This is a genomic window from Kribbella pratensis (assembly GCF_004366075.1).
Lineage (GTDB): Bacteria > Actinomycetota > Actinomycetes > Propionibacteriales > Kribbellaceae > Kribbella > Kribbella pratensis.
Window position 1 is genome coordinate 501,956 of record NZ_SODU01000002.1, and the last position, 21,400, is coordinate 523,355.

Consider the following 21,400-nt stretch of genomic DNA (forward strand, 5'->3'; position numbering starts at 1 on the left):
GGCAGATACGCCGGACAGACGACGGAGTTCCAGCAACGCGAGGGACGCGAGACGTGAGCCACCCGCAGGCATTGATGACTGCTGTCGAGGATCAGGAAGAGTGGCAGCCGCACGCGGCTGAAGAGTTCCAGCAGGTCGGGACGGTCGGCAAGATCGCGATCGGACTGCTGGGCGCATCAACGGTCACCCACCTGCTGTCCACCTGGTCCGACTGGAACACGTACTCCGTGGTGCATCGCTACCTCGGCGGCATGCCGAACGTCGACGACGCGGACCTGAACCGCGCCGACGCGATCGCCAAGGTCACAGCGATCCCGAACGTGATCGTCTCGGTCGCCGCCGCGGTCGTCTTCGTCATCTGGTTGTGGCGGGCCCGGGTCAACTCCGAGGTCTTCTCGCAGGCCGACCACCGCCGCAGCCACGGCTGGGTACTGGCCAGCTGGTTCGTCCCCGGACCCAACCTCTGGTACCCGAAACAGATCGTCGACGACGTCTGGATCGCCAGCGACCCGAAGACCCCCGTGTACACCGACGACCTGCGCCGGTTCAGGACACCGACCCTCACCTCCGTGTGGTGGGTCGCCTGGATCGGCGCTCTCGCGTTCGACGTGGTGGTCCGCCGGTTCCTGATGTGGATGGAAGCCACCGTCGGCTCGCTCCGCGGTATCGCACTGGCCGGTACGGCGTCCCTCGTGCTGACGGTCGTCTCCGCGGTCGCCGCGACGATGGTGATCCGCAAGATCAACCACATGCAGACCACGCGTGAGTGGGTGCCGTGGTGGGACCAGGGCCCGAAGCTCAGCGCCGTTCCGTCGTACGAGGTGACGCAGGTTCCGTCGTACGCGAACGACGACACCGACGAGCAGCCCGCGATCTCCGAGCCGATCGCCGCCGGGCCCGCGCTGGGTCTGGTCCGCGAGCCGCAGTTGCAGATGGCCGGTCCTTCGCAGGCCCCCGTGCAGAATCCGTTCGCCCCAACTCCGGCACCGCAGAGCTTCCCGGGCGACGGCGCTGCCGCCCCGGCCGCGTTCGCCGGCGGTCCTTCGGCCGACGACGCGCCGAAGTGGAGCCCGTTCGCCCCGGTCGCCGGGAACTGGCAGGACGACGACGCCGGACCGGCCACCGAGCAGTTCAACCCGATCGAGACCTGGCGGGACGAGAAGCCGGTCGAGCAGACGACGTACGAGGCGCCGCAGCAGAGCTGGGAGGACTACCGCAGCTCGCTCACCGCGGACGTGCTCGGTACGACGAGCAGCTGGCGTGACGAGGCTGCGCCGATGACCGTCGTACAGCCTGACCCGTACGGCTACCAGCCCGAGCCGGAACCTCAGCCGCAGCCGCAGCCGCAGCCCGCCGAGGAGCCGTGGGCGGCGCGCTACTCCGAGCCGTACTCGTACGAGTCCGACTACCTCACCTCGACGGCCTCCCCCGTGGAGGCGCAGACCGCACCCGAGCCTGAGCCCGCGCCTGTTGCGCGCGCCGGCCGCCGGGCCGCTCGGGTCGCGGTCGACAGCCCCTCGGCGATTCAGCCGGCGGTGCCGAACCACTCGCCGCACGTCTCCCAGACCGAGACGTACTCGTCGTACTCGGACCACAACGTCTACGGGCCGTCCGAGCACACGCAGCCGTCGTCGCACGTGTCCGCCTCGTCCGGGTACTACGAGCCGGCGCCGGCCCCGAGCTACCAGGAGCAGGACGACTTCCTGACCCCGTCGAAGCCGCTCCCGCCGGTGCCGTCGTACGGCCCGGAGCCGACGTACTCCTCCGGCGGGTACTCCGACCAGGAGACGTCGTACACCTCGGACTACTCCTCGTCGTACAACTCCGAGTCCTACGGTTCGAGCAACTACGACGCGTACGGCAGCAACGGCGGCTCGGAGTACACGAGCACCGAGTCCTACGAGACCTACAGCCCGAACTACGCGACCGAGTCGTACGGGTCGCAGTACTCGCCGGAGCCGGAGCCGGAGCAGACCGAGCACCAGCAGCACTCGCCGTACGCCTACGAGCAGCAGCCGACCGACCCCGAGCAGCCGCCCAGTCCCCGGACCCTGCCGCGCCGTGGCCGCTGGATCTGATCAGATAGCAGTATGCGTTTAGGTTTCGCCACCCTCGGTTGTCCCGGAGCTGCACTCGACGACGTCCTGGCACTTGCCCAGGGCAACAACTTCGTCGGTCTGGAGCTACGGGCCGCGCCGGACGAGTTCACGAACACGGGTCTGTCGGCGACGCAGCGCCGTGAGCTGCGGACCCGGATCGAGGACGCCGGCCTGGAGATCTTCGCGGTCAGCAGCTACGTGAAGCTCTGCGCGGTAGAGGAGCAGCCGCTCGAGGAACACCTCGAACTCGCCGCGGACCTCGGCGCCCGAGGTGTCCGCGTGTTCCCCGGTGACGATCCCGGTGAGGGTACGCCGGACGGCCCGAGCGCCGGTGAGATCCGCGCGCTCGACCGGGTGACGACCGCACCGAAGGACGTCCCGATCCTGCTGGAGACGCACGACTCGCACTCGACGGCCCGGCAGGTCGCCGCGTTCTGCGCGCTGCTCGACACCGACGTCCCCGGCCATAACGTGAAGGCTCTCTGGGACACGTCGCACACCTGGTCGCACGGCGAGACCCTGGCCGAGTCGTTCGCCCTGCTGCAGCCATGGCTCGAGTTGGTCCAGTTCAAGCAGGCCGACTCACAGCAGGAGTACCGCCCGGTCGCGATCGACGCCGGCGACTTCCCGATCGGCGAGCTGCTGACGGTTCTCGACGGCACCGATTACCCGCTCTCCCTCGAGTGGGAGCTCAAGTGGCACCCGCAGCTCCCGTCATTGGCGGAGACCCTGCCGGCCGTTCACGCCTGGTTGAGTGTTGGAGCCGGCGAGGTCAAGTAGCGGGCCAACGTCGGCCCGAGCCAGGCGACCACCTCGTCGTCGGGCATCGTCGCGATCGGCGGGAAGCCGAGGATGTACCGGCAGAGTGCGAAGCCGAGCACCTGACTCGCGACCAGACCTGCCCGTACGTCGGGCTGGTCGACTGCCTGGACCCGCAGCGTGGGCGCGAGCTGCGCCGCGAAGATCGAACGCATGCGCTCGACCGCGACCTCGTTGGTGACCGCGGTCCGCAGTAGCACCCGCAGTGAGTCGTCGGCCTCCCAGCGCTCCAGGAAGTGCCGCGCGAGCGCCTCCCCCAGCGATTCCAGCGGTACGTCGCCGAAGTCCGGCAACCGGATGTCGAACTCGGCTGCCGCCGCGAACAGCTTCTCCTTGCTGCCGTAGTACCGCATCACCATCGCCGGGTCGATCGCCGCGTCCGCCGCGATCGCCCGGATCGTCGCCCGCTCGTACCCGTCCGCGCCGAACCGCTCGCGGGCCGCCGCGAGGATCGCCGCCCGGGTCCGATCGGACTTCTTCTCCGCCATGTCCCCAGCATATGCCAACACCTGTTGACTTTTGCCATCCCCAGGCCTAGCGTGAAAGTCAACAGGTGTTGATAAAAGGAGCGACGATGATTCCCCAGCAGGCAGAAATCGTGGTGGTTGGTGCCGGTCCGGTCGGGCTCGCCGTGGCGGTCGGGCTCCGGCTGCACGGACATGACGTCGTGGTCGTCGATCAGCAAGCCGAGGGTGCGAACACCTCGCGGGCCTGCGTGATCCACCCGCGGACGCTGGAGGTGCTGGAGGAGCTCGGCGTCACCAAGCGGCTCGTCGACCTCGGCCTGGAGCTCGACGACTTCGCGATCCGCACCGGCGACCGCAAGCTGATCCCGGTCGGCTTCGCGGACCTGCCGACCGAGTACCCGTTCGTGACGATGATCCCCCAGCCGGTCACCGAGCAGGTGCTGCTCGAACGGCTCGAGGAGCTCGGCGGATCGGTGCTCCGTCCGTACGCCGCGACCGGCCTGACCCAGACCGCCGACGGTGCCGAGGTCACGCTCGACAGCGGCGACGTGATCAAGGCGCAGTACGTCGTGGCAGCCGACGGCATGAACAGCACGATCCGCGAACTCGCCGGCCTTCGGATGCCGGGCAACACCCTGCAGATCTCGTGCAGCCTCGTCGACGTCCGCGTCGACAGTGGCCTGCCGGTCGACGAGGTCGCCCTGTACTTCGCCTCCGCCGGACTGCTCGTCGTGGCGCCGCTGCCGGACGGAAGCTTCCGGCTCGTCGCCGAAGTGCATGACGCACCGGAGCACCCCGATCTTGGCTACGCGCAGCGGTTGCTGGCCGATCGCGGTCCGCGCAAGGCGCACCCGAAGGTCACCGAGGTCGTCTGGGGTTCGCGGTTCCGGATCCACGAGCGGGTCGCCGACGCCTACCGTGCGGGCCGCGTGCTACTGGCCGGCGACGCCGCCCACACGCACAGTCCGGCCGGCGGCCAGGGCATGAACCTCGGCCTGCGCGACGCGGTCACCCTGGCAGACGCCCTGTCGACCGCCCTGGCAGGAGACGATTCGGGCCTCGACGCCTACGCCGCGAACAGCCGTGAGGAGGCTGTCCGAGTGATCGGACTGGCGCACCGTCTGACCCGACTCGCGAACGTTCCCCGCCTGATCCGCCCGGTGCGCAACGCCGTACTCAGCCTGGTCGGTCGAGTGAGCAAGACCCAGAACGGCCTTGCCAAGCAGTTGGCCGGCTTCCCGGAGCGTTAACCCCCGGTCGACTCGCGGATCTTCAACGTGTACGGGACGGTGAGGTCGCGATGGGTGGATCCACCGTTCCCGGCGATGCGGTCGAGGAGCAGCGCGACCGCGTTGTCGGCCAGCCATTCCGTGTCCTGCGAGATCGTGGTCAGTGACGGCGAGTGGTACCGGCCGTCCTCGATGTCGTCGAAGCCCACCACGGCCACGTCCTCCGGCACCCGCAGGCCCGCCTCGGCCAGCGTCCGCAGGGCGCCCAGGGCGAGCAGGTCGTTGAAACAGAACACCGCGTCCGGCGGCTCTGGCAGCGCCAGCAGTTCCCGCATTGCCGTGGCCCCGTCGAGTCGGTGGTACCCCGACGCGGCCAACTCGAGCGCGGCGTCGTGCGGCATCCCGGCAGCTTTGAGCGCCTTGCGGTACCCCTTCCGCCGGACTGCGCCGGTGCTGGTCCCGCCGACCCCGATCGCCGCGATCCGGTGCCGGCCCAGTGAGATCAGGTGGGCGGTTGCGTCGTACGACGCCTGCACCGAGTCGACCGCGACGCGGTCGAACTGACCGCCGGCCGGTCGTTCGCCGAGCAGGACCAGCGGCTTCCCGGTGTCCGCCGAGGTGAGCTTGGCGGGGGCGGTGGCCAGCGGGGAGAAGATGATGCCGTCGATCAGCTGTCCGCGCATGCCGTCCAGGACGAAGCGCTCGGCGGAGGACTCGCCCTCGGTCTGGTCGATCAGTACGGTGATCCCGCGACGCTTGGCGGCTCGGCTGATCTCCGCTCCGAGTTCGGCGAAGTACGGCGAACCCATCTCCGGGATGGCCAGCGCGATGAAGTCCGAGCGGCCCTTGCGCAGCGACCGGGCGCTGACGTTCGGCTTGTAGTCCAGGGCGGCGATCGCGGCCTCGACCTTGGCCCGGGTGCGCGCCGTGATGTGCGGGTAGTCGTTGATCACGTTCGAGACGGTCTTCACCGACACACCGGCCCGCGCGGCCACGTCGCTCAGCCTGGTCGCCATCGGAGCACCCTCCTGTCACCGTCCCGTCGCCCGAGTGTGCCATGTCGGCAGCCCGCTCTACCCCCGCCACCGCCCTCTCCGCATTTGCCTGGCTGACCCACCAGGTGAGGGGTTTGTGACCCGAATTCAGGGTGTGGAACCCCCGACCTGATGGGTCAGCCAGCGAAATTGGTGGGTCTGCCAGTCAAATGAGGTTCGGGTGGTGAGGTCTTTACACCGATTGTCAATCGTTGTAGACATCCACGGTAATCGTTGTAACCGTTCCCCGGGAGGTCTTGTGGCGCGCCTAGTGGTGGATCCGGCGTTCGTGGTCGGGGCGCTGGACCGGCGGGTGTTCGGCTCGTTCGTCGAGCACATGGGGCGCTGCGTCTACACCGGGATCTACGAGCCGGGGCATCCCACCGCCGACGCGGACGGGTTCCGGCAGGACGTGCTCGCGCTGGTCCGCGAGCTCGGCGTGACCGCGATCCGCTACCCGGGCGGCAACTTCGTCTCGAACTACGACTGGGAGGACGGCGTCGGGCCGAAGGACGAGCGGCCGCGGCGGCTCGACCTGGCCTGGCGGGCGATCGAGCCGAACCAGTTCGGCACCGACGAGTTCGTCGCCTGGTCGCGCAAGGCCGGCGTACAACCCATCTGGGCGGTCAATCTCGGCACCCGCGGGATCCGCGAGGCCGTCGACCTGCTCGAGTACTGCAACCTCCCAGCGGGCACCGCGCTCGGCGATCGCCGGGTCGCGAACGGCAGCCCGGAGCCGCACGACATCCGGATCTGGTGCCTGGGCAACGAAATGGACGGCCCCTGGCAGATCGGCCACAAGACCGCCGAGGAGTACGCGCGGCTCGCCGAGGAGACTGCGAACGCGCTGCGGCGCGTCGATCCCGGGCTCGAACTGGTCGCCTGCGGATCGAGCAACGCCGGGATGCCGACGTTCGGCGACTGGGAACGCGTCGTCCTGGAGCGCACCTACGACCTGGTCGACCACATCAGCCTGCACGCGTACTACGAGCCGCGCGACGGCGACCAGGCGAGTTTCCTGGCGGCCGCCGAGGAGATGGACCGGATGATCTCCGCGGTGGTCGCGACCGCCGACCACGTGAAGGCGCTCAAGCGCAGCGACAAGGAGCTGACGCTGTCCTTCGACGAGTGGAACGTCTGGTACCAGCAGCACTTCCCCGGCGAGCTCGGCCTGCCGATCCGCGAGGTCGGCCCACTGATCGAGGACACCTACACCGTCGACGACGCGGTGGTCGTCGGCAGCCTGCTGATCACGTTGCTCCGGCACGCCGACCGGGTGAAGATCGCTTGCCTCGCGCAACTGGTGAACGTGATCGGCCCGATCCGTACCGAGCCCGGTGGGCGCGCGTGGCGGCAGACGATCTTCTACCCGTTCGCCCTGACCGCGCAGTACGCCGGCCCGACCGTGCTGCGGACCGCGATCACCGGAGGCCCGGAGCTCCACACCTCGGCCTTCGGCCGCGTCCCGGCCCTCTGGAGCACAGCGACGTACGACGAGAACACCGGGGAGACCGCGATCTTCGTGGTGAACCGGAGCGAGACCGACAAGATCGACCTGGAAATCCCGGTGACCGGAAGTGTGATCCGGCACCTGGCTCTCTATGACGAGGACCGGTCCGCCGTGAACACGGCGGACGATCCGGACCGGGTCCAGCCCCGGGCCGTCGACACCACCGAGGTCGCCGACGGTTTCTGCCGTGCCACCCTGCCACCCGCATCGTGGCACCTGATCCAGCTCAGCAGTTGATTCGAGAGGGGACCCCGCCCGTGCCTTCGAAACGACTCCTTGCCGCAGTCCTGACTGTGGCTGCCGTCGCAGCCGGCACCTCCGCTGCGACCGCCGCACCACCGGTGACCACGACCAACGCGATCAGCTCCAGCTTCGCCGACACCTTCGCCGACCCGTCGATCATCCAGGGCCGCGACGGCTACTGGTACGCGTACGCCACCTCCGATCCTCTGGTGGCGAACGGCCCGTTCGGCCTGATGCACATGGCCCGGACCAAGGACTTCAGCTCCTGGGAGTACCTCGGCACGGTCTTCAACGACCAGACCAAGCCGGCCTGGGCCGCGCCCGGCTCGTTCTTCTGGGCGCCGGACATCCGGTACTTCGACGGTCACTACGTCATGTACTTCACTGTCACCGACACCGCGGCCAACCCGGGTGGCGATCCCGCAATCGGCGTAGCCACCGCCCCGACCCCAGCGGGACCGTGGACCGCCACCGACGGCCCGGTCGTCGCCCCGAAACCGGACGGCAACGGCGGCTTCTTCGGCACCATCGACCCAGCGATGCTCACCGCCGCGGACGGCAAGCGGTACCTGTACTACGGAGGCTTCTACGGCGGTATCTCCGTCACCGAACTGAGCGCCGACGGCATGCACGCGGTCGGTGAGCCGACGCAGATCACGATCGGCGACCGCTACGAGGGCTCGTACGTCGTCTACCGCGACGGCTGGTACTACTTCATGGGCTCGTCGATGAACTGCTGCGCCGGCCCGACCACCGGATACTCCGTGTTCGCCGGACGCTCCCGCTCCCCGCGCGGCCCGTTCGTCGACGCCGACGGCGCCGCGCTCACCGACTCCCGGGTCGGCGGTACGACGGTCATCACGCAGAACGGCAACAAGTGGATCGGCCCCGGCCACCACGCGTTCATCACCGACGCGGCCGGACAGGACCACATCGTCTACCACGCGATCGACCGCGGTACGCCGTGGCTCACCAATCCGTTCGGGATCAACCGGCGGCCGATGCTGATCGACAAGATCGACTGGATCAACGGCTGGCCCCGCACTCGCGCCGGCCTCGGCCCGTCCGAGGGCCCGGTCCCCGCGCCGACCACCGGCTCGTCCCTCGGCATCGACTCCACCGACCCCGCGTCGGGCATCCAAGGCGCCACCAGACAACCGGGTGACTCACTCGGCGGACCGACCGCGACCATCAACGGCGGAGCCCAAACCCGAGCGGCTGCACCTGCAGGATCGCTCCGAGTAGAAGCGGATGCCCGACTCGGCACCTCCTTCACCACGGTCCTCGGCAACCAGGTGGTGGCGACTGTCGCGAACAATCGGGTGACGCTCACGGTCGGTCGCCGTACGACGTCGGCGAACCTGCCGCCCGACTTCGACCGCACCCAGTGGAACAAGCTGTCCGTGCAGGTCTCCGGATCAACCGTGACGGCTCGCCTCAACGACGCCGGCCTCGGAGATCTCTATGCGGAGGCACGGTTGGAGGTTCATGGGCTTTCGCTGAAGGCGGCGCCGGTGCGGTGGCTCGGATCGGCGGAGGTGGACAACCTGACCGTCCGCCCGGTAGCGCGACCGGTGACGAAGTTGGCCGACGTACCGCGGACCGGTGATCTGCTGTCCGGCGACGACTTCAGCGGTCCGCTCGGTGCGGACTGGTCGTGGGTCCGTCAGGACGACAAGGCGACTGTTGCCGACGGCAAGTTGTCCTGGCCGCTGGAGAACGCCGACCTGACCGGCTCGTCCAACAACGCCGGGTTGCTGCTGCACGCGACACCGGCCGGGAACAGCTGGATCGCGGAGACCAAGCTCCACCTCGACACCGGGGAGGGCGACGTCCGCAACTACCAGCAGGCCGGCATGATCGCGTACCTGAACGACAGCGACTTCGCCCGTCTCGGCAGTGTGGCGATCTGGAAGACCCGCCAGACGGAGTACGGGCGGGAGCTCGTGGCACGGCCGTCGGACGGCGCGACGTCGTACGGCGCGGCCGCGATCGGGCGCTCGGCGCCGACGTTGTGGATGCGGCTCGCGTACCACCAGAACGCCGCCGGTGAGCACGTCTACCGCGCCGGTACGTCGGTGGACGGGAAGAACTGGACCTGGGGCGCGTCGTGGGTGCTGCCGGCCGCGGCTCGCATTGGTCTGTATGCACACGGCGAGTTCACCGGCGCGAACCCGCCGCCGGTCGCCACCTTCGACTACCTGAAGTTCTACGAGAGCAGATAAATGCGATTCTCCAATCCGGTGTACGACGGCAGCTTCGCTGATCCGCAGATCATTGCGGTCGGCAACGACTACTACGCCTTCGCGACCAACGGCCCGCTGGGCAACGTGCAGACGCTGACCTCCCGTGACCTGGTGTCGTGGGAGGCGGTGGGTGACGCGCTGCCGTCGTTGCCGGATTGGACCGCTCCCGGACGGGTGTGGGCGCCGGAGATCGCGGCGCACGCGCCCGACCGGTACGTCATGTATTACACGTCGCGGGACACCGCGGCGGATCGGCAGGCCGTCGGCGTCGCGGTGGCGTCCACCCCGACAGGTCCATATGTCGACAAATCGATGAAGCCGCTGATCAGTCAGGCCGAGGAGGGCGGCTCGATCGATGCGTCGCCGTTCCAGGACTCGACCGGCCGGCGCTGGCTGTACTGGAAGAACGACGGCAACGCGATCGGCGTCGACACCTGGATCTACGTGTCCGAGCTGTCCGCGGACGGTCTCACGCTGACCGGTCCGGTGCATCGGCTGATCAAGCAGGACCTGCCGTGGGAGGGCGATCTGGTCGAGGCGCCGTACATGGTCGAGCGGAACGGGAAGTTCCACCTGTTCTACTCCGGCAACGCGTTCGACAAGGCGACGTACGCCGTCGGCCACGCCCTGTGCGAGTCACCGATCGGTCCCTGCGTGAAGACCGGCGATCCCATCCTGAAGTCGAGCCCGGATGCTGCCGGGCCGGGGCACAACATGGTGCTCGGCGACTGGTTCGTCTACCACGCGTGGGACCCCGCGCAGGTCGGCACCGACCCGAAGGGCCGCACCATGTGGCTGTCGCGGCTGACCTGGGACGGCGATCGCCCGGTCGTCGAGCCACCACGCGCCAGGAATCCGTAACTTGTCCAGCCCCTCCCGCATCAAGGTCTGTGGAAGATCGAGATCCGGGAGAGAACATGAAACGACGCAGCACCTTCGCCTGCCTGGCCGGGACGCTCGCCCTGACCGCGGCGGCCTTCGTGCCGACAGCCCACGCCGCGCCGCAGTCCGCGACCGAGGCCTGCGCGGTGGGACTCGGGTCGGTCGACGCCGCCGGTGCCCAGACCTCGTCCGGCGTGACCGCCGGTACGCCGCCGACGATGAAAGGTCCCGCAGCGGTCGACGAGCCCGTCTTCCCGCCCGGCCAGGTCCGGCTGAGTTCCGTGTGGGAGATCGAACCCAACGTCGCCGGCTTCGACCGGTCCGGCTACGTCGTGCAGGGCGATGCGCTGTACCGCTATTTCTACAACCGCAGTTTCGGCGACGACATTGTCAAGCGGATCGGCGGCGGCTGGTCGAACTTCACCGCGCTCGAGGTCTCCCACTTCGAGGACACCAAGCGCAAGATCTTCCACTGGATGGCGTACGGGCTGCGCAGCGACGGCACGCTGTTCCGCTGGAACGGCGGGTGGGGCAGGGCCCAGTCGGTGCCCGGGTTCTCGTCGGTGAAGTCGATGGCGCTGATCAGCAAGACGGCGACGTACGACACCTTCCTCGCGAACACCCGCGGCGGTGCCCTCTACACGATCCGGATCCCGGTCACGTCGCCGCTGAAGCCGATCGTGACGCGGGTGCGGACGAGTACCTGGCAGGGCTTCGAGGCGCTGGTCGCGAGCAAGTGCGGCAACTACGGCACCTTGCTGCTCGGCATCGACAAGGACACCAACAGCGGCTACCTGTACGCCGTCGGCCACGCGAACGGCGCGGCGACGGTGATCAACGCCCTGGGCAAGGTCGATGGGACCTTCCCGAATGCGCCCTACTACCGCTGGGGCGCGGTCTTCTACCTCGACCCGCTCAACGGCGACTGAGGATTTCGGTCAGGGTCGTCAGGGCGCGGTGCAGGTCGGAGGTCGACGGAGTTGCGTACCCGATCACCAGCCCTGGCGGTCCCGGGACGGTACGGCGGTACTCGGACAGCGGCGCGACCACGACGCCGGCCTCCCGGGCCGCGGCCGCGATCCGCAGATCGTCCGCGTCGTCGGGAAGCAAGAGCGTGATGTGCAGCCCCGCGTCCTGGCCGACGATCTGACCGTACGGCGACAGCACCGCGCACGTGTGGGTACGACGGTCCGCGTACATCCGGCGACCGCGGCGAACGGCCTGGTCGAGGTAGCCGTCGCGGAGCATGGCGAGCATCGCGGCCTGCATCGGCCAGCCGGGCCAGTCGCCGGAGTCGGCCCGGAACGTGGCGAGCCGATCCACCATCGCCTCGGACGCCACCAGCCAGCCCAGGCGGAGCGCGGGACTCAGCGTCTTCGACAGTGTCCCGAGGTGGACGACCCGCTCCAGATCGAGCTGCGCGAGGGCGGGCAGCGGCGCGACGTCGTACCGGAACTCGCTGTCGTAGTCGTCCTCGATCAGCAGGCTGCCGGTGCGGCGTGCCCAGCGGACCAGTTCGTTGCGTCGGGCAACGGGCAACCGGCCGCCGAGCGGGTACTGGTGCGACGGCGTGACGTAGACGGCGGCGGCCTCGGTGAGCGCGTCGACCTGCAGGCCGTCCTCGTCGACGGGGACGTCGACGATCTCGAGCCGGTGGTCGCGCGCGGCGACGACCGCGTTCAGGTAACCAGGGTCCTCGATCGCGATCCGGTCGCCGGGCTGCCGCGTGACCGTGAGCAGCAGCCGCAGCCCGTGGACGGTGCCGTTGGTGACGAGCACGTTCTCCGGTCCGCAGGCGATTCCGCGGACCCGGGCGACGTGGTCCGCCAGAGCGGCGCGCAGTGCGGGAAGCCCGGCCGCGTCGTCGTACCCGCGCGGCGGTGACTGGGTGGACACCTCCCGCCACGCTCGCCGCCAGCCCGGATCAGGCGTCGGGGCGATGTACGGGATGCCGGGGCGCAGTGTCAGGAGTTTCGCGTCGGCATCGGGCCGATGGGCTGGGCGTCGTCGTACGACGGGTTGCAACGGCACGACGTCCGTGACGAAGGTGCCGGCGCCGGTGCGCCCCTCGATCCAGCCCTCGGCATGCAGTTGGTCGTATGCCGCCTGCGTCACGGACCGCGAGACCCCGAGCTCCCGCGCGAGATCGCGCGTGGACGGCAGCCGATGACCGGCCTGGAGCCGCCCGTCCAGCACCGCCGCACGGAACTGTTCCGCGAGCTGCAGGTGCAACGGCAGTCCGGCGGCCCGGTCGATCGTCAGCGGCAGCGAGCTCTGCACGCCAACTAGGATCGCAGCATGACCATGACCGCGGAGGACGTGTCTCGTTTCGAGCAGTCCAGAGGTCGGCTGGAGGCGATCGCGTACCGGATGCTCGGTTCGGCGAGCGAGGCGGAGGACGCCGTACAGGAGACGTTCCTGCGCTGGCAGGCCACCGACACCGCCCGCATCGAGGTCCCCGAGGCGTGGCTGACGAAGGTGCTCACCAACCTCTGCCTCAACCAGCTCGCCTCCGCTCGCGCGCGGCGGGAGACGTACGTCGGCCAGTGGCTGCCCGAGCCGCTGCTCGACGGCGACCCGATGCTCGGCCCGGCGGACACCGTGGAGCAGCGCGAGTCGGTGTCGTACGCCGTACTCACGCTGATGGAGCGCCTCTCCCCGAACGAGCGGGCGGTCTACGTACTGCGGGAGGCGTTCGACTACGCGCACCGGGAGATCGCCGAGATCCTCGAGATCAGCGAATCCTCCAGCCAGCAGATCTTCCGCCGGGCCAAGCAGCATCTCGCGGACGGCCGGGCGCGCACCGACGTCGACGAGGCCGTGGCGCGGCGGATCGTGGACGAGTTCCTGGCCGCCGCCACCAGCGGCCAGACCGACTCGATCGTGCGGCTGCTCACCGCCGACGCCGTCTCGGTCGGCGACGGTGGCGGCAAGGTCCCGGCCCGGACCACCGCGGTCGAAGGCGCGCTCGCGGTCGCCCGCTTCCTGCGCGGACTGTTCAAACCGACCGATGCGAAGCGCCTGTACGTCGGCGGTCCGGCAGAGGTCTACGCCTGGCCGGCCAACAGCGAACCCGCCCTCGTGGTGGTCGTGAACGGCGAGGTCATCGGTGTCATCTGCCTCGACATCACCGCCGACGGTGTGACCGCCGTCCGCACCCAGGCGAACCCGGACAAGCTGGCGCGTGCGACCGAACTGTTCGCCGCCTCCGATCACGGGGAACCGCTGACGACCATCCTGTGACCTGCTTCACATCGCACACCTGTCATGAAACGGCGGCCTGCCCGGTTCAAGGGGAGACACCGCATCAGACAGGAGTACGGATATGAAGCACCGCATCGTAGTTCTCGGCGCCGGGTACTCCGGAGCCGTCGCCGCCGGCCGTCTCGCCGCCCGGCTGTACCGGGACGAGGTCAGCGTCACGCTCGTGAACGGCGAGACCGACTTCGTGGAGCGGGTCCGGATGCACGAGGTCGCCACCGGCCGGGACCTCAAGTTCCGTCCGTTCGAGCAGATGTACGCCGGGACCGGCGTCGAGCTGAAGTTCGCGAAGGTCACCGGGGTGGACGTCGACCGCAAGACGGTCGCGCTGGAGTCGGAGGAGCTGGAGTACGACACGCTCGTGTACGCGCTCGGCAGCCGGTGGAACCCGCAGGGCGTTCCGGGTGTCGCGGAGCACGCCTACGAGATCGCGAGTCGTCCCGGTGCACTTCGACTGCGTGAGCGTCTGGCGTCACTGACTGCCGGCCAGACCGTGACGGTTGTCGGCGGCGGCCTCACGGGCGTGGAGTTCGTGACCGAGCTCGCCGAGTCGCGACCGGATCTCGACGTGGCGTTCGCCGTCCGCGGAGAGCTGGGCGATTGGCTGTCCCCCAAGGGACGCCGGCACCTCCGGAAGGTCGTCGACCGGCTGGGCATCACCGTGCACGAGAACGCGGCGGTGACGAGGGTCGACGCGGATCAGCTGACGACGGCCGACGGTGGAACGATCCCCGCCGCGGTCACGGTGTGGACGGCCGGATTCGCCGTACACCCGATCGTGGAGGCGACGTCGCTGGAGGTCAGCGACACCGGCCGGATCGTGGTCGACGAGACCATGCGGTCCGTCTCACATCCGGACGTGTACGCCGTTGGCGACGCGGCGTACGCGATGGGCTCGAAGAACAAGCCGCTGCGGATGTCGTGCGCCTCGGGGCAGCCGATGGCGTGGCAGGCCGCCGACTCCATCGCAGCCCGGTTGACCGGCGGCAAGCTCGGGCACGCGCCGCTGTTCTACTTCAACCAGTGCATCTCGCTGGGGCGCAAGGACGGGCTGATCCAGTACGTCACCACCGACGACCGCGCCGTCAACGCGACCCTGACCGGCCGGGTGGCAGCCGTCTACAAGGAGCTGATCTGCAAGGGCGCCGCGTGGGGCACGGAGAACCCGACGATGGGCCTGCCGACGCGGCGGCGCCACGTGATCAGCCAGGCCGTCCCGCTGCACGAATGGACTAGCTGATTCGAGCCGGAATGGCCCGTGCAGCCAGTCCACTCAGAGTCGAACCTAGTTACATGACCACTACGCCGTTGCAGCCGACCGCCCGGACCTCGTTGCGTCGCTCGAAGGAACGTGCCGCCACCGAGCGGCAGGTGCTGTACGACGTACTGCTCGACGGCATGTTCTGCCACCTCGGCGTAGTGGTCGACGGCGATCCGCTCGTGCTGCCGACGGCGTACGGCGTGGACCTGGACCGCGGACCGGACGGGGAGCTGTACCTGCACGGCTCGGTCGCGGCCCGGAGCGTGGTCGCGGCTCCGCAGCAGACCGTGTGCGTCACCGTCACGCACACCGACGGTCTGGTGCTGGCCCGGTCCGCGTTCCACCACTCGGTGAACTACCGGTCCGCGGTGATCTTCGGCGTACCGCGGCTGGTCACCGACCCGGACGAGAAACTGCACGCTCTCAACCGGATCGTCGACCACCTCGTCCCCGGCCGGTCGACCGCCGTCCGCCCACCGAACCGCAAGGAGCTGGCGAAGACCTCGGTGCTGGCGCTCTCCCTCACCGAGGCCTCGGTGAAGACCCGCTCCGGACCCGCCAACGACGACGAGGAGGACCTCGACCTGCCCTACTGGACAGGCGTGATCCCCCTCCAAGTCGTCGCCGGCGCACCGGAGAACAACCCCGACTGCGACCTGCTGGTCCCCGCCCACATCCGCAGCCGGGCGAACGTCCTGGGCGCACCCTCCTAGGCCACGGTCCCCTTGTTGTAGCTGGACTGGGCCCAGAAGTACCCGACCACCGCGATCGCCACGCACCAGGCGGCGGCGAGCCAGCCGCTGCTGGAGTCCATCGGCGTCCCCAGCAGCAAATGGCGCAGGCTGTCGATGATCGGGGTGAACGGCTGGTACTCGGCGAACCAGCGGATGCCGCTCGGCATCGCCTCCAGCGGGATGAAGGTGTTGCTGAGGAACGGCAGCAACAGGCTGATCGGCAGTACGACGTTGCTCGCGCCTTCCGGCGTCTTACTGGTCAGCCCCAGCGCGATCGCGAACCAGGTCAGACCGATGGTCAACCCGATCAGCAGCACCGCCGCCAGCAGCCAGTCCCCGACCGACGCGTTCGGCCGGAACCCGATCAGGATCGCGAAGCCGACCACCAGGGCCAGGCTGACGATCGTCACGAGCACGTTGCCCAGCACGTGCCCGGTCAGCACGGCCGGCCGGAAGATCGCCATCGTCCGGAACCTGGCCACGATGCCCTCGGACATGTCCATGCAGACGGCGACCGCGGGCGACATCGTCCCGGACGCGATCGACATCAGCAGGATGCCCGGGGTCAGGAAGTCGATGTAGTCGAAGCCGTTTGCGCCCCCGCCGAGCCCGGCCGAGAACGTGTCGCCGAAGACCAGACCGAACAGCAGGATCATGATCACCGGCATCCCGAGGGCGCCGAGCGACAGGCCCGGGTACCGCTGGGCGTGCCGCAGGTTGCGGCGCAGCATGGTGCCGATGTCGGCCATCGGGCGGACGGTTGCGGTAGTGCTCATCGTGCGGTCACCTCTTCGGACCTGGGCTGACCGGTGACGGCGAAGAACACGTCGTCCAGGTCAGGGGTGTGGACAGTCAGTTCGTCGACCTCGAGCGAGGCGTCGTCGATCCGGGCCAGCAGGTCGCGCAGCGCGTGCACGCTGCCGTCGTTCGGCACCTGCAGAACCAGCGCTTCGGGATTCGGTACGGCGGTCGGCAGCACCTGACCGGCGAGCGTGAACTCCTCCGGCGACGTGAAGCGCAAGCGGATGTGCCCGCCCGGCGCGAGTCGCTTGAGTTCTTCCGCCGTACCTTGGGCGACCAGTCGCCCGTGGTCGAGGACGGCGATCCGGTCTGCGAGCTGATCGGCCTCCTCCAGGTACTGCGTGGTGAGCAGGACCGTGACGCCGCCGGCGACCAGTTCGCGGATCAACGTCCACATGCGGTGCCGGCTGCGTGGGTCGAGACCGGTCGTCGGCTCGTCCAGGAAGATGATCTGCGGGCGGCCGACCAGCGTCATGGCCAGGTCGAGCCGGCGCTTCATGCCGCCGGAGTACGTCGACGCGAGCTTCTTGCCGGCATCGGCCAGGTCGAACTGTTCGAGCAGCTCGTCCGCCCGGCGGCGGGCCTCCTGCTTGCCGAGGTGGTGCAGATCGGCCATCAGGATGAGGTTCTCGCGCCCGGTCATCAGGCCGTCGACCGCGGAGAACTGACCGGTGACGCCGATCGCGGCACGGACCGCTTCGGGCGACTGGTGCAGGTCGTGGCCGGCCACCCTGATCTCGCCGGCGTCGGCGGCGACCAGGGTGGACAGGATCTGCACCGCGGTGGTCTTGCCGGCGCCGTTCGGGCCGAGCAGGGAAAAGATGGTGCCTTCGGCAACGTTCAGGTCGATGCCGTCGAGCACGAGTTTCTCGCCGTAGGACTTGCGCAGTCCACGGACGTCGATCGCTGCTGACATGAGGGATCCTTGGGTGATTTCGGGCAGGTGTTCCTGACCCGGGGGTGGTTGACGGGTCTGCTGGAGGAGGATTTGGGCGTGCCTCACCGGCCGGACGGCCGGCAGTCGGCGTCCGGTGGTGGTGTGGGTTCAGTTAGATGTCGAGATCCTCGACCGCCGGCTGATCGGCGGCCTCCTCGACGAGTTGATAGAGGTCCTCGGGGATCAGTTCACGGAGCTCGTCGACCGTGTCCACGACATGCAGGGTGGCCTCGCCCTGCGCCATGCTCCAGGACTGGTCGGTGCTCCAGTTGCCGACCCAGGAACGCCACCCGGTGAGGAAGCGCTCGTCGTCGGCGTTCTGCTTGAACTGGCTGCGGCGGTCCGCGTGCAGGACGAACTTGCCGGTCCGGCTGCGGTAGACCTTGAAGGCCTCGTACCCGGTACTGCTCGACCGGCCGCCTTCAGCGAGCAGTACGCCGGAGAACCGTTGCTTGCGGCCGGTGCCCCGGCCCACCCGCACGGTGATCTCCTCGTACCCCTCGAACCGGCCCTCCTCCATCTCGACGTACTTGCGCAGTGCGATCGAGATCGCCGAGGACAGGTTCCCGGCCAGCTCCCCGGCCCGCTTGTACAGCGGCAGGTCGTCGTCGGACACGTAGATCGTCTTGTTCGGCATCGCTTGTCTCCTCCTACGTAGAACTATACGCACACAGGTGCGCACATGTCTACGTATATCCCTACGTAGAAGGAGGCGGCCGCGACGGGATCCGTCGCGGCCGCCTCGGGTGGCTGTCTACTTGGGTGAGTACAGCCAGGGGTGCTCGATGTCGTAGAACGTCGGCGGACCGGAGGAGAGACTGTTCATCTCGTCCATTTCCGCCTTGAGTTCCGATGGCACCTCTTTCTGCTCGCCTTCGCGGGCCTCGGCCTCGGAGGTGAAGTACATCGCCATCGTGTAGTCGCCGTCGTCGTACATGGCGACCTCACTCCCGAGGATCTCGGGCCGGAACTCGGCCCATTCGTCGCGGTGCTGACCCATCAGTTCCCGCGCGCGCTCCGGGTTGCTGCCGGCGCCCTGCATCACCTGGACGAATCCGGCGGCGTCCGGGTCGCCGTGGGTGTCGATCACCACGTCCTCCGTGTCGTGGAAGGTGGCTCCGTCGCTGAGCAGCGACGAGAACTCGTGCCACCACTTGTCCTGTGCCGGGCTCTCGCTGTTCCGCCGCGCGGCGTCGGCGGAGTCGAAACGAGCCAGCGCGATGAACTTGCCGTCCGCGGTGACACCGGCGGTGGTCCCCAGCCAGCCGGACGCCCCGGGCGCCAGTTCTTCCATCCACCGATCCATCGCCGTGTGAGCCTGCTCGGCATCGGTGACCTGCCCCTGAATGACCTGAACGAACATCTGAGAGCCCTCCCTGGTCTCGCGGATCGTTCACTGGCGATTTCGACGTTACGCCCGCCCGTTCCCGGCGTCGACGGCGTCACCCGTGACAACTCGCCGACGATTCGTAGCCCGAGCTCGGGCGAGCATCAGCAGACTCGCGAGCACACCGGTTGCGCCGAGGGCGGTCAGGCGTACGTCGGCGTTCCGCAGGCCGAACACGAGCCAGCAGGACAGCTCGCCGAGGACCAATGCCCAGGTGCCCGCCGAGATCCCGGTCGAGTGCGCGGTCCGGTACGCCGTCCACAGCGAAGGCGTCACCTGGACGATCGAGGCTGCGGCGAGCAGGGTGCCCAGTCCGATGCGGCCGCCAACCATCGCGCCGACCACGAGCAGCGCCGCCCAGCCCGCGATCCACCCGACGGCGCGTGCGTTCAGCGCACCACGGCGTACCAGCATCACCGAGAGGGTGCCGGCGAGCGACGCCGCCGCGGTGGAGGGCAGGCTCGCGGTCCAGTAGCCCGAGGCCATGAAGTAGCCGAACCACGCCGCGTTGTTGATGCTCGTCAGCGTCGCCCAGGACCAGGAGACGCCGGCCGTGTCGCCGGTCCGGCGCAGCTTGAGGAGCTGCGGAAGGTACTGCGGGATGCCGAACGCGGCGGCGATGACGGGCAGGAGGTCGAGCATGGCGCAAGATTACTGCCGAATCATCGACAGATTCGTGCGAATTCATGCCAGTCAACGGCTCTGAGGAATAAGATGTTTGCCGTGGATGCCATTGATCGCAATATCCTTGCCGTGCTCCAGGAAGACGGCCGGCTGACCGTCACCGAACTTGCGCAGCGGGTCGGGTTGAGTGCCGCGCCGTGTCATCGGCGGTTGCGGGAGCTCGAGCGGGCCGGGGTGATCCGCGGATACCGCGCGGTCGTCGACGGAGCGGCCGTCGGGCACGGGTTCGAGGTGCTGCTGGCGGTGACGATGGACCGGGAGGAATCGGTCGCCGGGTTCGAGGCCGGGCTGGCCGAGATTGCCGAGGTGGTGCAGGCCGAGCGGCTGTTCGGGGAGCCGGACTACTTCGTCAGGGTCGTGACCGCGGACATCGCCGCGTTCCAGAAACTGCGCGACGAGCGGCTGGCGCGACTGCCGGGGGTGCAGCGGCTGACGTCCACCATCGTGATGAAGAAGGTCGTGGACAACCGGCCGCTGCCGACGTGAACGGTGTGGAAACTCGTCGGCTCAAACCTGAGTTATCCACAGATTTGAGCCAGTTTTGACCACATTCAGTGGAGAACCATCACTGAACCTGGGGATAACTCCAACGAATCGGTGTGCACAACTGGGGATACCGGTGTGGATAACTCCGGCACTCCACCTCATGTGACGCACAGGTGGGTGGCCTGGTCAGACCCACTGGGTGGAGACGACGAAGCCGACCGCGATCAGGCCCATGCCGATCAGCAGGTTCCAGTTGTTGAGGTCCTTCATCACCGGGATGTCCTGGCCGGCCACGTAGAAGACGACCAGCCAGGCGAGTCCGAGCAGCCAGCACGCCAGCATCAGCGGCGCGACCCACACGCGACTGGTGGTACGCGGCTTCTTCGGGGTCTTCTCGGCCTTGACCTTCTCGGTCTTCTTCTTGGGGCGACTGCTCGACTCGGGCACGACTGAACTCCTTGTAAGGACGGACGCATAAGCTGACCGCGAGGACCTGGTAGGGGTCCGGTCCGGGTTAGCGTAGTGCAGAGAGCAATATGGAGATCACGGGTGCGTAGGTTGAGGCGGATTTCGCTGTGGCGTGCGGTCGCGCCGCTGGCGCTGCTGTGCGCCGGTCTGCTGTTCGCGACCAGCGCGACCAACGCCCGGGGCACCGACCTCCGGCCCAGCCGTAACACTACGCTCGCGGGCCTCGTGGAGGAACAGAGCCGGCGCAGCGCCAGCCTGGTCCGGCAGCACGCGGCCCTGACCCAGGACATCGAGAAGCTCCAGGAGCAGCAGGGCTCGATCGACCCCGCGCTGGCCAAGCAGCTCAAGGACCTGTCCGACGCCGTCGGCACCACGCCGGTCACCGGGCCGGGGCTGACCGTGACGCTCAAGGACGCGCCGTCCCAGGTCGTCAAGGACAACCCGGACGTCGACGCCGACTGGCTGGTGATCCACCAGCAGGACATCCAGGCGGTGGTGAACGCGCTCTGGGCCGGCGGCGCGGACGCGATCTCGATCCAGAACCACCGGGTCATCTCCACCACCGGGATCAAGTGCGTCGGCAACTCCGTCGTACTGCACGGCGTCCCGTACCTCCCGCCGTACAAGATCACCGCGATCGGGGACCGGCGGAAGTTGCAGAAGGCGCTCGACGACTCGCAGTACATCGAGAACCTGCAGGACTACGTCGTGAAGTTCCAGCTCGGGTACGACGTGAAGAACGAGTCGTCGATCTCGATGCCGGCGTACGAGGGCACCCTGGATCTGCAGAGCGCGACGGTCCCCGGGTTCCCGCGGACTCCCTCGACAAGCCCGACCGCCAGCGGGCGATAA

General features: G+C 68.6%; 21 protein-coding genes. 12 read left to right on the forward strand and 9 right to left on the reverse strand.

Annotated features, from left to right (window positions below):
- Nucleotides 1-74: 74 nt before the first annotated feature.
- Together EV137_RS17450 and EV137_RS17455 are read left to right on the forward strand one after the other, a co-directional pair.
- Nucleotides 75-2,078, forward strand: coding sequence for a DUF4328 domain-containing protein (locus EV137_RS17450; protein ID WP_238175387.1), 2,004 nt, complete (start codon nucleotides 75-77; stop codon nucleotides 2,076-2,078).
- Between the two features lie 12 nt (nucleotides 2,079-2,090).
- Complete coding sequence (locus EV137_RS17455; protein WP_134130004.1) at nucleotides 2,091-2,879, forward strand: sugar phosphate isomerase/epimerase family protein; 789 nt, start codon at nucleotides 2,091-2,093, stop codon at nucleotides 2,877-2,879.
- Here EV137_RS17455 and EV137_RS17460 read toward each other — a convergent pair.
- The gene (locus tag EV137_RS17460; protein WP_134130005.1) at nucleotides 2,840-3,406 is read right to left on the reverse strand and encodes a TetR/AcrR family transcriptional regulator; all 567 of its coding nucleotides are present in this window, start codon (nucleotides 3,404-3,406) and stop codon (nucleotides 2,840-2,842) included. The two genes, EV137_RS17455 and EV137_RS17460, sit on opposite strands and share 40 nt — an antisense overlap.
- Before the next feature lie 86 nt (nucleotides 3,407-3,492).
- Here EV137_RS17460 and EV137_RS17465 point away from each other — a divergent pair, with 86 nt between their 5' ends.
- Nucleotides 3,493-4,635, forward strand: coding sequence for an FAD-dependent oxidoreductase (locus EV137_RS17465; RefSeq protein ID WP_134130006.1), 1,143 nt, complete (start codon nucleotides 3,493-3,495; stop codon nucleotides 4,633-4,635).
- Here the strand turns inward: EV137_RS17465 and EV137_RS17470 are convergent.
- The gene (locus EV137_RS17470) at nucleotides 4,632-5,630 is read right to left on the reverse strand and encodes a LacI family DNA-binding transcriptional regulator (RefSeq protein WP_134130007.1); all 999 of its coding nucleotides are present in this window, start codon (nucleotides 5,628-5,630) and stop codon (nucleotides 4,632-4,634) included. The two genes, EV137_RS17465 and EV137_RS17470, sit on opposite strands and share 4 nt — an antisense overlap.
- A gap of 277 nt (nucleotides 5,631-5,907) precedes the next feature.
- Here EV137_RS17470 and arfA point away from each other — a divergent pair, with 277 nt between their 5' ends.
- Genes arfA through EV137_RS17490 form a run of 4 tightly spaced genes read left to right on the forward strand, consistent with a single transcriptional unit; the run spans nucleotide 5,908 to nucleotide 11,458 of the window.
- The gene (gene arfA / locus EV137_RS17475) at nucleotides 5,908-7,395 is read left to right on the forward strand and encodes an arabinosylfuranosidase ArfA (protein ID WP_134130008.1); all 1,488 of its coding nucleotides are present in this window, start codon (nucleotides 5,908-5,910) and stop codon (nucleotides 7,393-7,395) included.
- 20 nt (nucleotides 7,396-7,415) lie between these two features.
- A complete protein-coding gene (locus EV137_RS17480) occupies nucleotides 7,416-9,626 on the forward strand; it encodes a family 43 glycosylhydrolase (RefSeq protein ID WP_238175388.1) in 2,211 nt (736 codons plus the stop codon).
- Nucleotides 9,627-10,508 (forward strand): glycoside hydrolase family 43 protein, encoded by an 882-nt coding sequence (locus EV137_RS17485; protein ID WP_134130009.1) that lies wholly within the window; start codon nucleotides 9,627-9,629, stop codon nucleotides 10,506-10,508. It abuts the gene before it with no gap.
- 56 nt (nucleotides 10,509-10,564) lie between these two features.
- Complete coding sequence (locus EV137_RS17490) at nucleotides 10,565-11,458, forward strand: hypothetical protein (protein ID WP_238175389.1); 894 nt, start codon at nucleotides 10,565-10,567, stop codon at nucleotides 11,456-11,458.
- Here EV137_RS17490 and pdxR read toward each other — a convergent pair.
- On the reverse strand, nucleotides 11,445-12,809 hold the full coding sequence (gene pdxR / locus EV137_RS17495; protein WP_134130010.1) for a MocR-like pyridoxine biosynthesis transcription factor PdxR: 1,365 nt from the start codon (nucleotides 12,807-12,809) through the stop codon (nucleotides 11,445-11,447). The genes EV137_RS17490 and pdxR overlap by 14 nt on opposite strands.
- Nucleotides 12,810-12,827: 18 nt before the next feature.
- Between pdxR and EV137_RS17500 the strand changes: the two genes are divergently transcribed.
- From EV137_RS17500 to EV137_RS17510, 3 genes are all read left to right on the forward strand, one after another.
- On the forward strand, nucleotides 12,828-13,772 hold the full coding sequence (locus tag EV137_RS17500) for an RNA polymerase sigma-70 factor (RefSeq protein WP_134130011.1): 945 nt from the start codon (nucleotides 12,828-12,830) through the stop codon (nucleotides 13,770-13,772).
- A gap of 82 nt (nucleotides 13,773-13,854) precedes the next feature.
- Complete coding sequence (locus tag EV137_RS17505) at nucleotides 13,855-15,030, forward strand: NAD(P)/FAD-dependent oxidoreductase (RefSeq protein ID WP_134130012.1); 1,176 nt, start codon at nucleotides 13,855-13,857, stop codon at nucleotides 15,028-15,030.
- A 53-nt stretch (nucleotides 15,031-15,083) separates the two neighbouring features.
- Nucleotides 15,084-15,764 (forward strand): pyridoxamine 5'-phosphate oxidase family protein, encoded by a 681-nt coding sequence (locus EV137_RS17510; protein WP_134130013.1) that lies wholly within the window; start codon nucleotides 15,084-15,086, stop codon nucleotides 15,762-15,764.
- On the opposite strand, the gene EV137_RS17515 is transcribed toward EV137_RS17510, so the two are convergent.
- The 5 genes from EV137_RS17515 to EV137_RS17535 form a co-directional block, all read right to left on the reverse strand.
- Nucleotides 15,761-16,561, reverse strand: a complete 801-nt coding sequence (locus EV137_RS17515) for an ABC transporter permease (protein ID WP_133996716.1) — start codon at nucleotides 16,559-16,561, stop codon at nucleotides 15,761-15,763. The genes EV137_RS17510 and EV137_RS17515 overlap by 4 nt on opposite strands.
- Complete coding sequence (locus EV137_RS17520; RefSeq protein ID WP_134130014.1) at nucleotides 16,558-17,502, reverse strand: ATP-binding cassette domain-containing protein; 945 nt, start codon at nucleotides 17,500-17,502, stop codon at nucleotides 16,558-16,560. The genes EV137_RS17515 and EV137_RS17520 overlap by 4 nt, the downstream gene beginning before the upstream one ends.
- A gap of 133 nt (nucleotides 17,503-17,635) precedes the next feature.
- Nucleotides 17,636-18,160 (reverse strand): EXLDI protein, encoded by a 525-nt coding sequence (locus EV137_RS17525; protein WP_133996722.1) that lies wholly within the window; start codon nucleotides 18,158-18,160, stop codon nucleotides 17,636-17,638.
- A gap of 117 nt (nucleotides 18,161-18,277) precedes the next feature.
- Entirely contained in the window at nucleotides 18,278-18,886 is a 609-nt protein-coding gene (locus EV137_RS17530; RefSeq protein ID WP_134130015.1) for a hypothetical protein, read from the reverse strand.
- 48 nt (nucleotides 18,887-18,934) lie between these two features.
- Nucleotides 18,935-19,552 carry a hypothetical protein gene (locus EV137_RS17535; protein ID WP_134130016.1) on the reverse strand — a complete coding sequence of 206 codons (618 nt, stop codon included), beginning with the start codon at nucleotides 19,550-19,552 and terminating at the stop codon, nucleotides 18,935-18,937.
- Between the two features lie 72 nt (nucleotides 19,553-19,624).
- Here EV137_RS17535 and EV137_RS17540 point away from each other — a divergent pair, with 72 nt between their 5' ends.
- Complete coding sequence (locus tag EV137_RS17540) at nucleotides 19,625-20,080, forward strand: Lrp/AsnC family transcriptional regulator (protein WP_238175390.1); 456 nt, start codon at nucleotides 19,625-19,627, stop codon at nucleotides 20,078-20,080.
- 186 nt (nucleotides 20,081-20,266) lie between these two features.
- Here the strand turns inward: EV137_RS17540 and EV137_RS17545 are convergent, their stop codons facing one another.
- Nucleotides 20,267-20,527: a cell division protein CrgA gene (locus tag EV137_RS17545; RefSeq protein ID WP_133783707.1), complete on the reverse strand. Its 261-nt coding sequence runs from the start codon at nucleotides 20,525-20,527 to the stop codon at nucleotides 20,267-20,269.
- A 102-nt stretch (nucleotides 20,528-20,629) separates the two neighbouring features.
- Here EV137_RS17545 and EV137_RS17550 point away from each other — a divergent pair, with 102 nt between their 5' ends.
- Nucleotides 20,630-21,400 carry a DUF881 domain-containing protein gene (locus EV137_RS17550; protein ID WP_134130017.1) on the forward strand — a complete coding sequence of 257 codons (771 nt, stop codon included), beginning with the start codon at nucleotides 20,630-20,632 and terminating at the stop codon, nucleotides 21,398-21,400.

What these genes read in the sequence shown, in the direction of transcription:
- EV137_RS17525 (WP_133996722.1), bottom strand. Translation starts at nt 18,160, where the DNA reads ATGCCGAACAAGACGATCTACGTGTCCGACGACGACCTGCCGCTGTAC.
- EV137_RS17455 (WP_134130004.1), top strand. Translation starts at nt 2,091, where the DNA reads ATGCGTTTAGGTTTCGCCACCCTCGGTTGTCCCGGAGCTGCACTCGAC.
- EV137_RS17465 (WP_134130006.1), top strand. Translation starts at nt 3,493, where the DNA reads ATGATTCCCCAGCAGGCAGAAATCGTGGTGGTTGGTGCCGGTCCGGTC.
- EV137_RS17485 (WP_134130009.1), top strand. Translation starts at nt 9,627, where the DNA reads ATGCGATTCTCCAATCCGGTGTACGACGGCAGCTTCGCTGATCCGCAG.
- EV137_RS17510 (WP_134130013.1), top strand. Translation starts at nt 15,084, where the DNA reads ATGACCACTACGCCGTTGCAGCCGACCGCCCGGACCTCGTTGCGTCGC.
- EV137_RS17520 (WP_134130014.1), bottom strand. Translation starts at nt 17,502, where the DNA reads ATGTCAGCAGCGATCGACGTCCGTGGACTGCGCAAGTCCTACGGCGAG.
- EV137_RS17515 (WP_133996716.1), bottom strand. Translation starts at nt 16,561, where the DNA reads ATGAGCACTACCGCAACCGTCCGCCCGATGGCCGACATCGGCACCATG.
- EV137_RS17500 (WP_134130011.1), top strand. Translation starts at nt 12,828, where the DNA reads ATGACCATGACCGCGGAGGACGTGTCTCGTTTCGAGCAGTCCAGAGGT.
- EV137_RS17460 (WP_134130005.1), bottom strand. Translation starts at nt 3,406, where the DNA reads ATGGCGGAGAAGAAGTCCGATCGGACCCGGGCGGCGATCCTCGCGGCG.
- EV137_RS17450 (WP_238175387.1), top strand. Translation starts at nt 75, where the DNA reads ATGACTGCTGTCGAGGATCAGGAAGAGTGGCAGCCGCACGCGGCTGAA.
- EV137_RS17535 (WP_134130016.1), bottom strand. Translation starts at nt 19,552, where the DNA reads ATGCTCGACCTCCTGCCCGTCATCGCCGCCGCGTTCGGCATCCCGCAG.
- EV137_RS17505 (WP_134130012.1), top strand. Translation starts at nt 13,855, where the DNA reads ATGAAGCACCGCATCGTAGTTCTCGGCGCCGGGTACTCCGGAGCCGTC.
- EV137_RS17490 (WP_238175389.1), top strand. Translation starts at nt 10,565, where the DNA reads ATGAAACGACGCAGCACCTTCGCCTGCCTGGCCGGGACGCTCGCCCTG.
- EV137_RS17470 (WP_134130007.1), bottom strand. Translation starts at nt 5,630, where the DNA reads ATGGCGACCAGGCTGAGCGACGTGGCCGCGCGGGCCGGTGTGTCGGTG.
- EV137_RS17540 (WP_238175390.1), top strand. Translation starts at nt 19,625, where the DNA reads ATGTTTGCCGTGGATGCCATTGATCGCAATATCCTTGCCGTGCTCCAG.
- EV137_RS17530 (WP_134130015.1), bottom strand. Translation starts at nt 18,886, where the DNA reads ATGTTCGTTCAGGTCATTCAGGGGCAGGTCACCGATGCCGAGCAGGCT.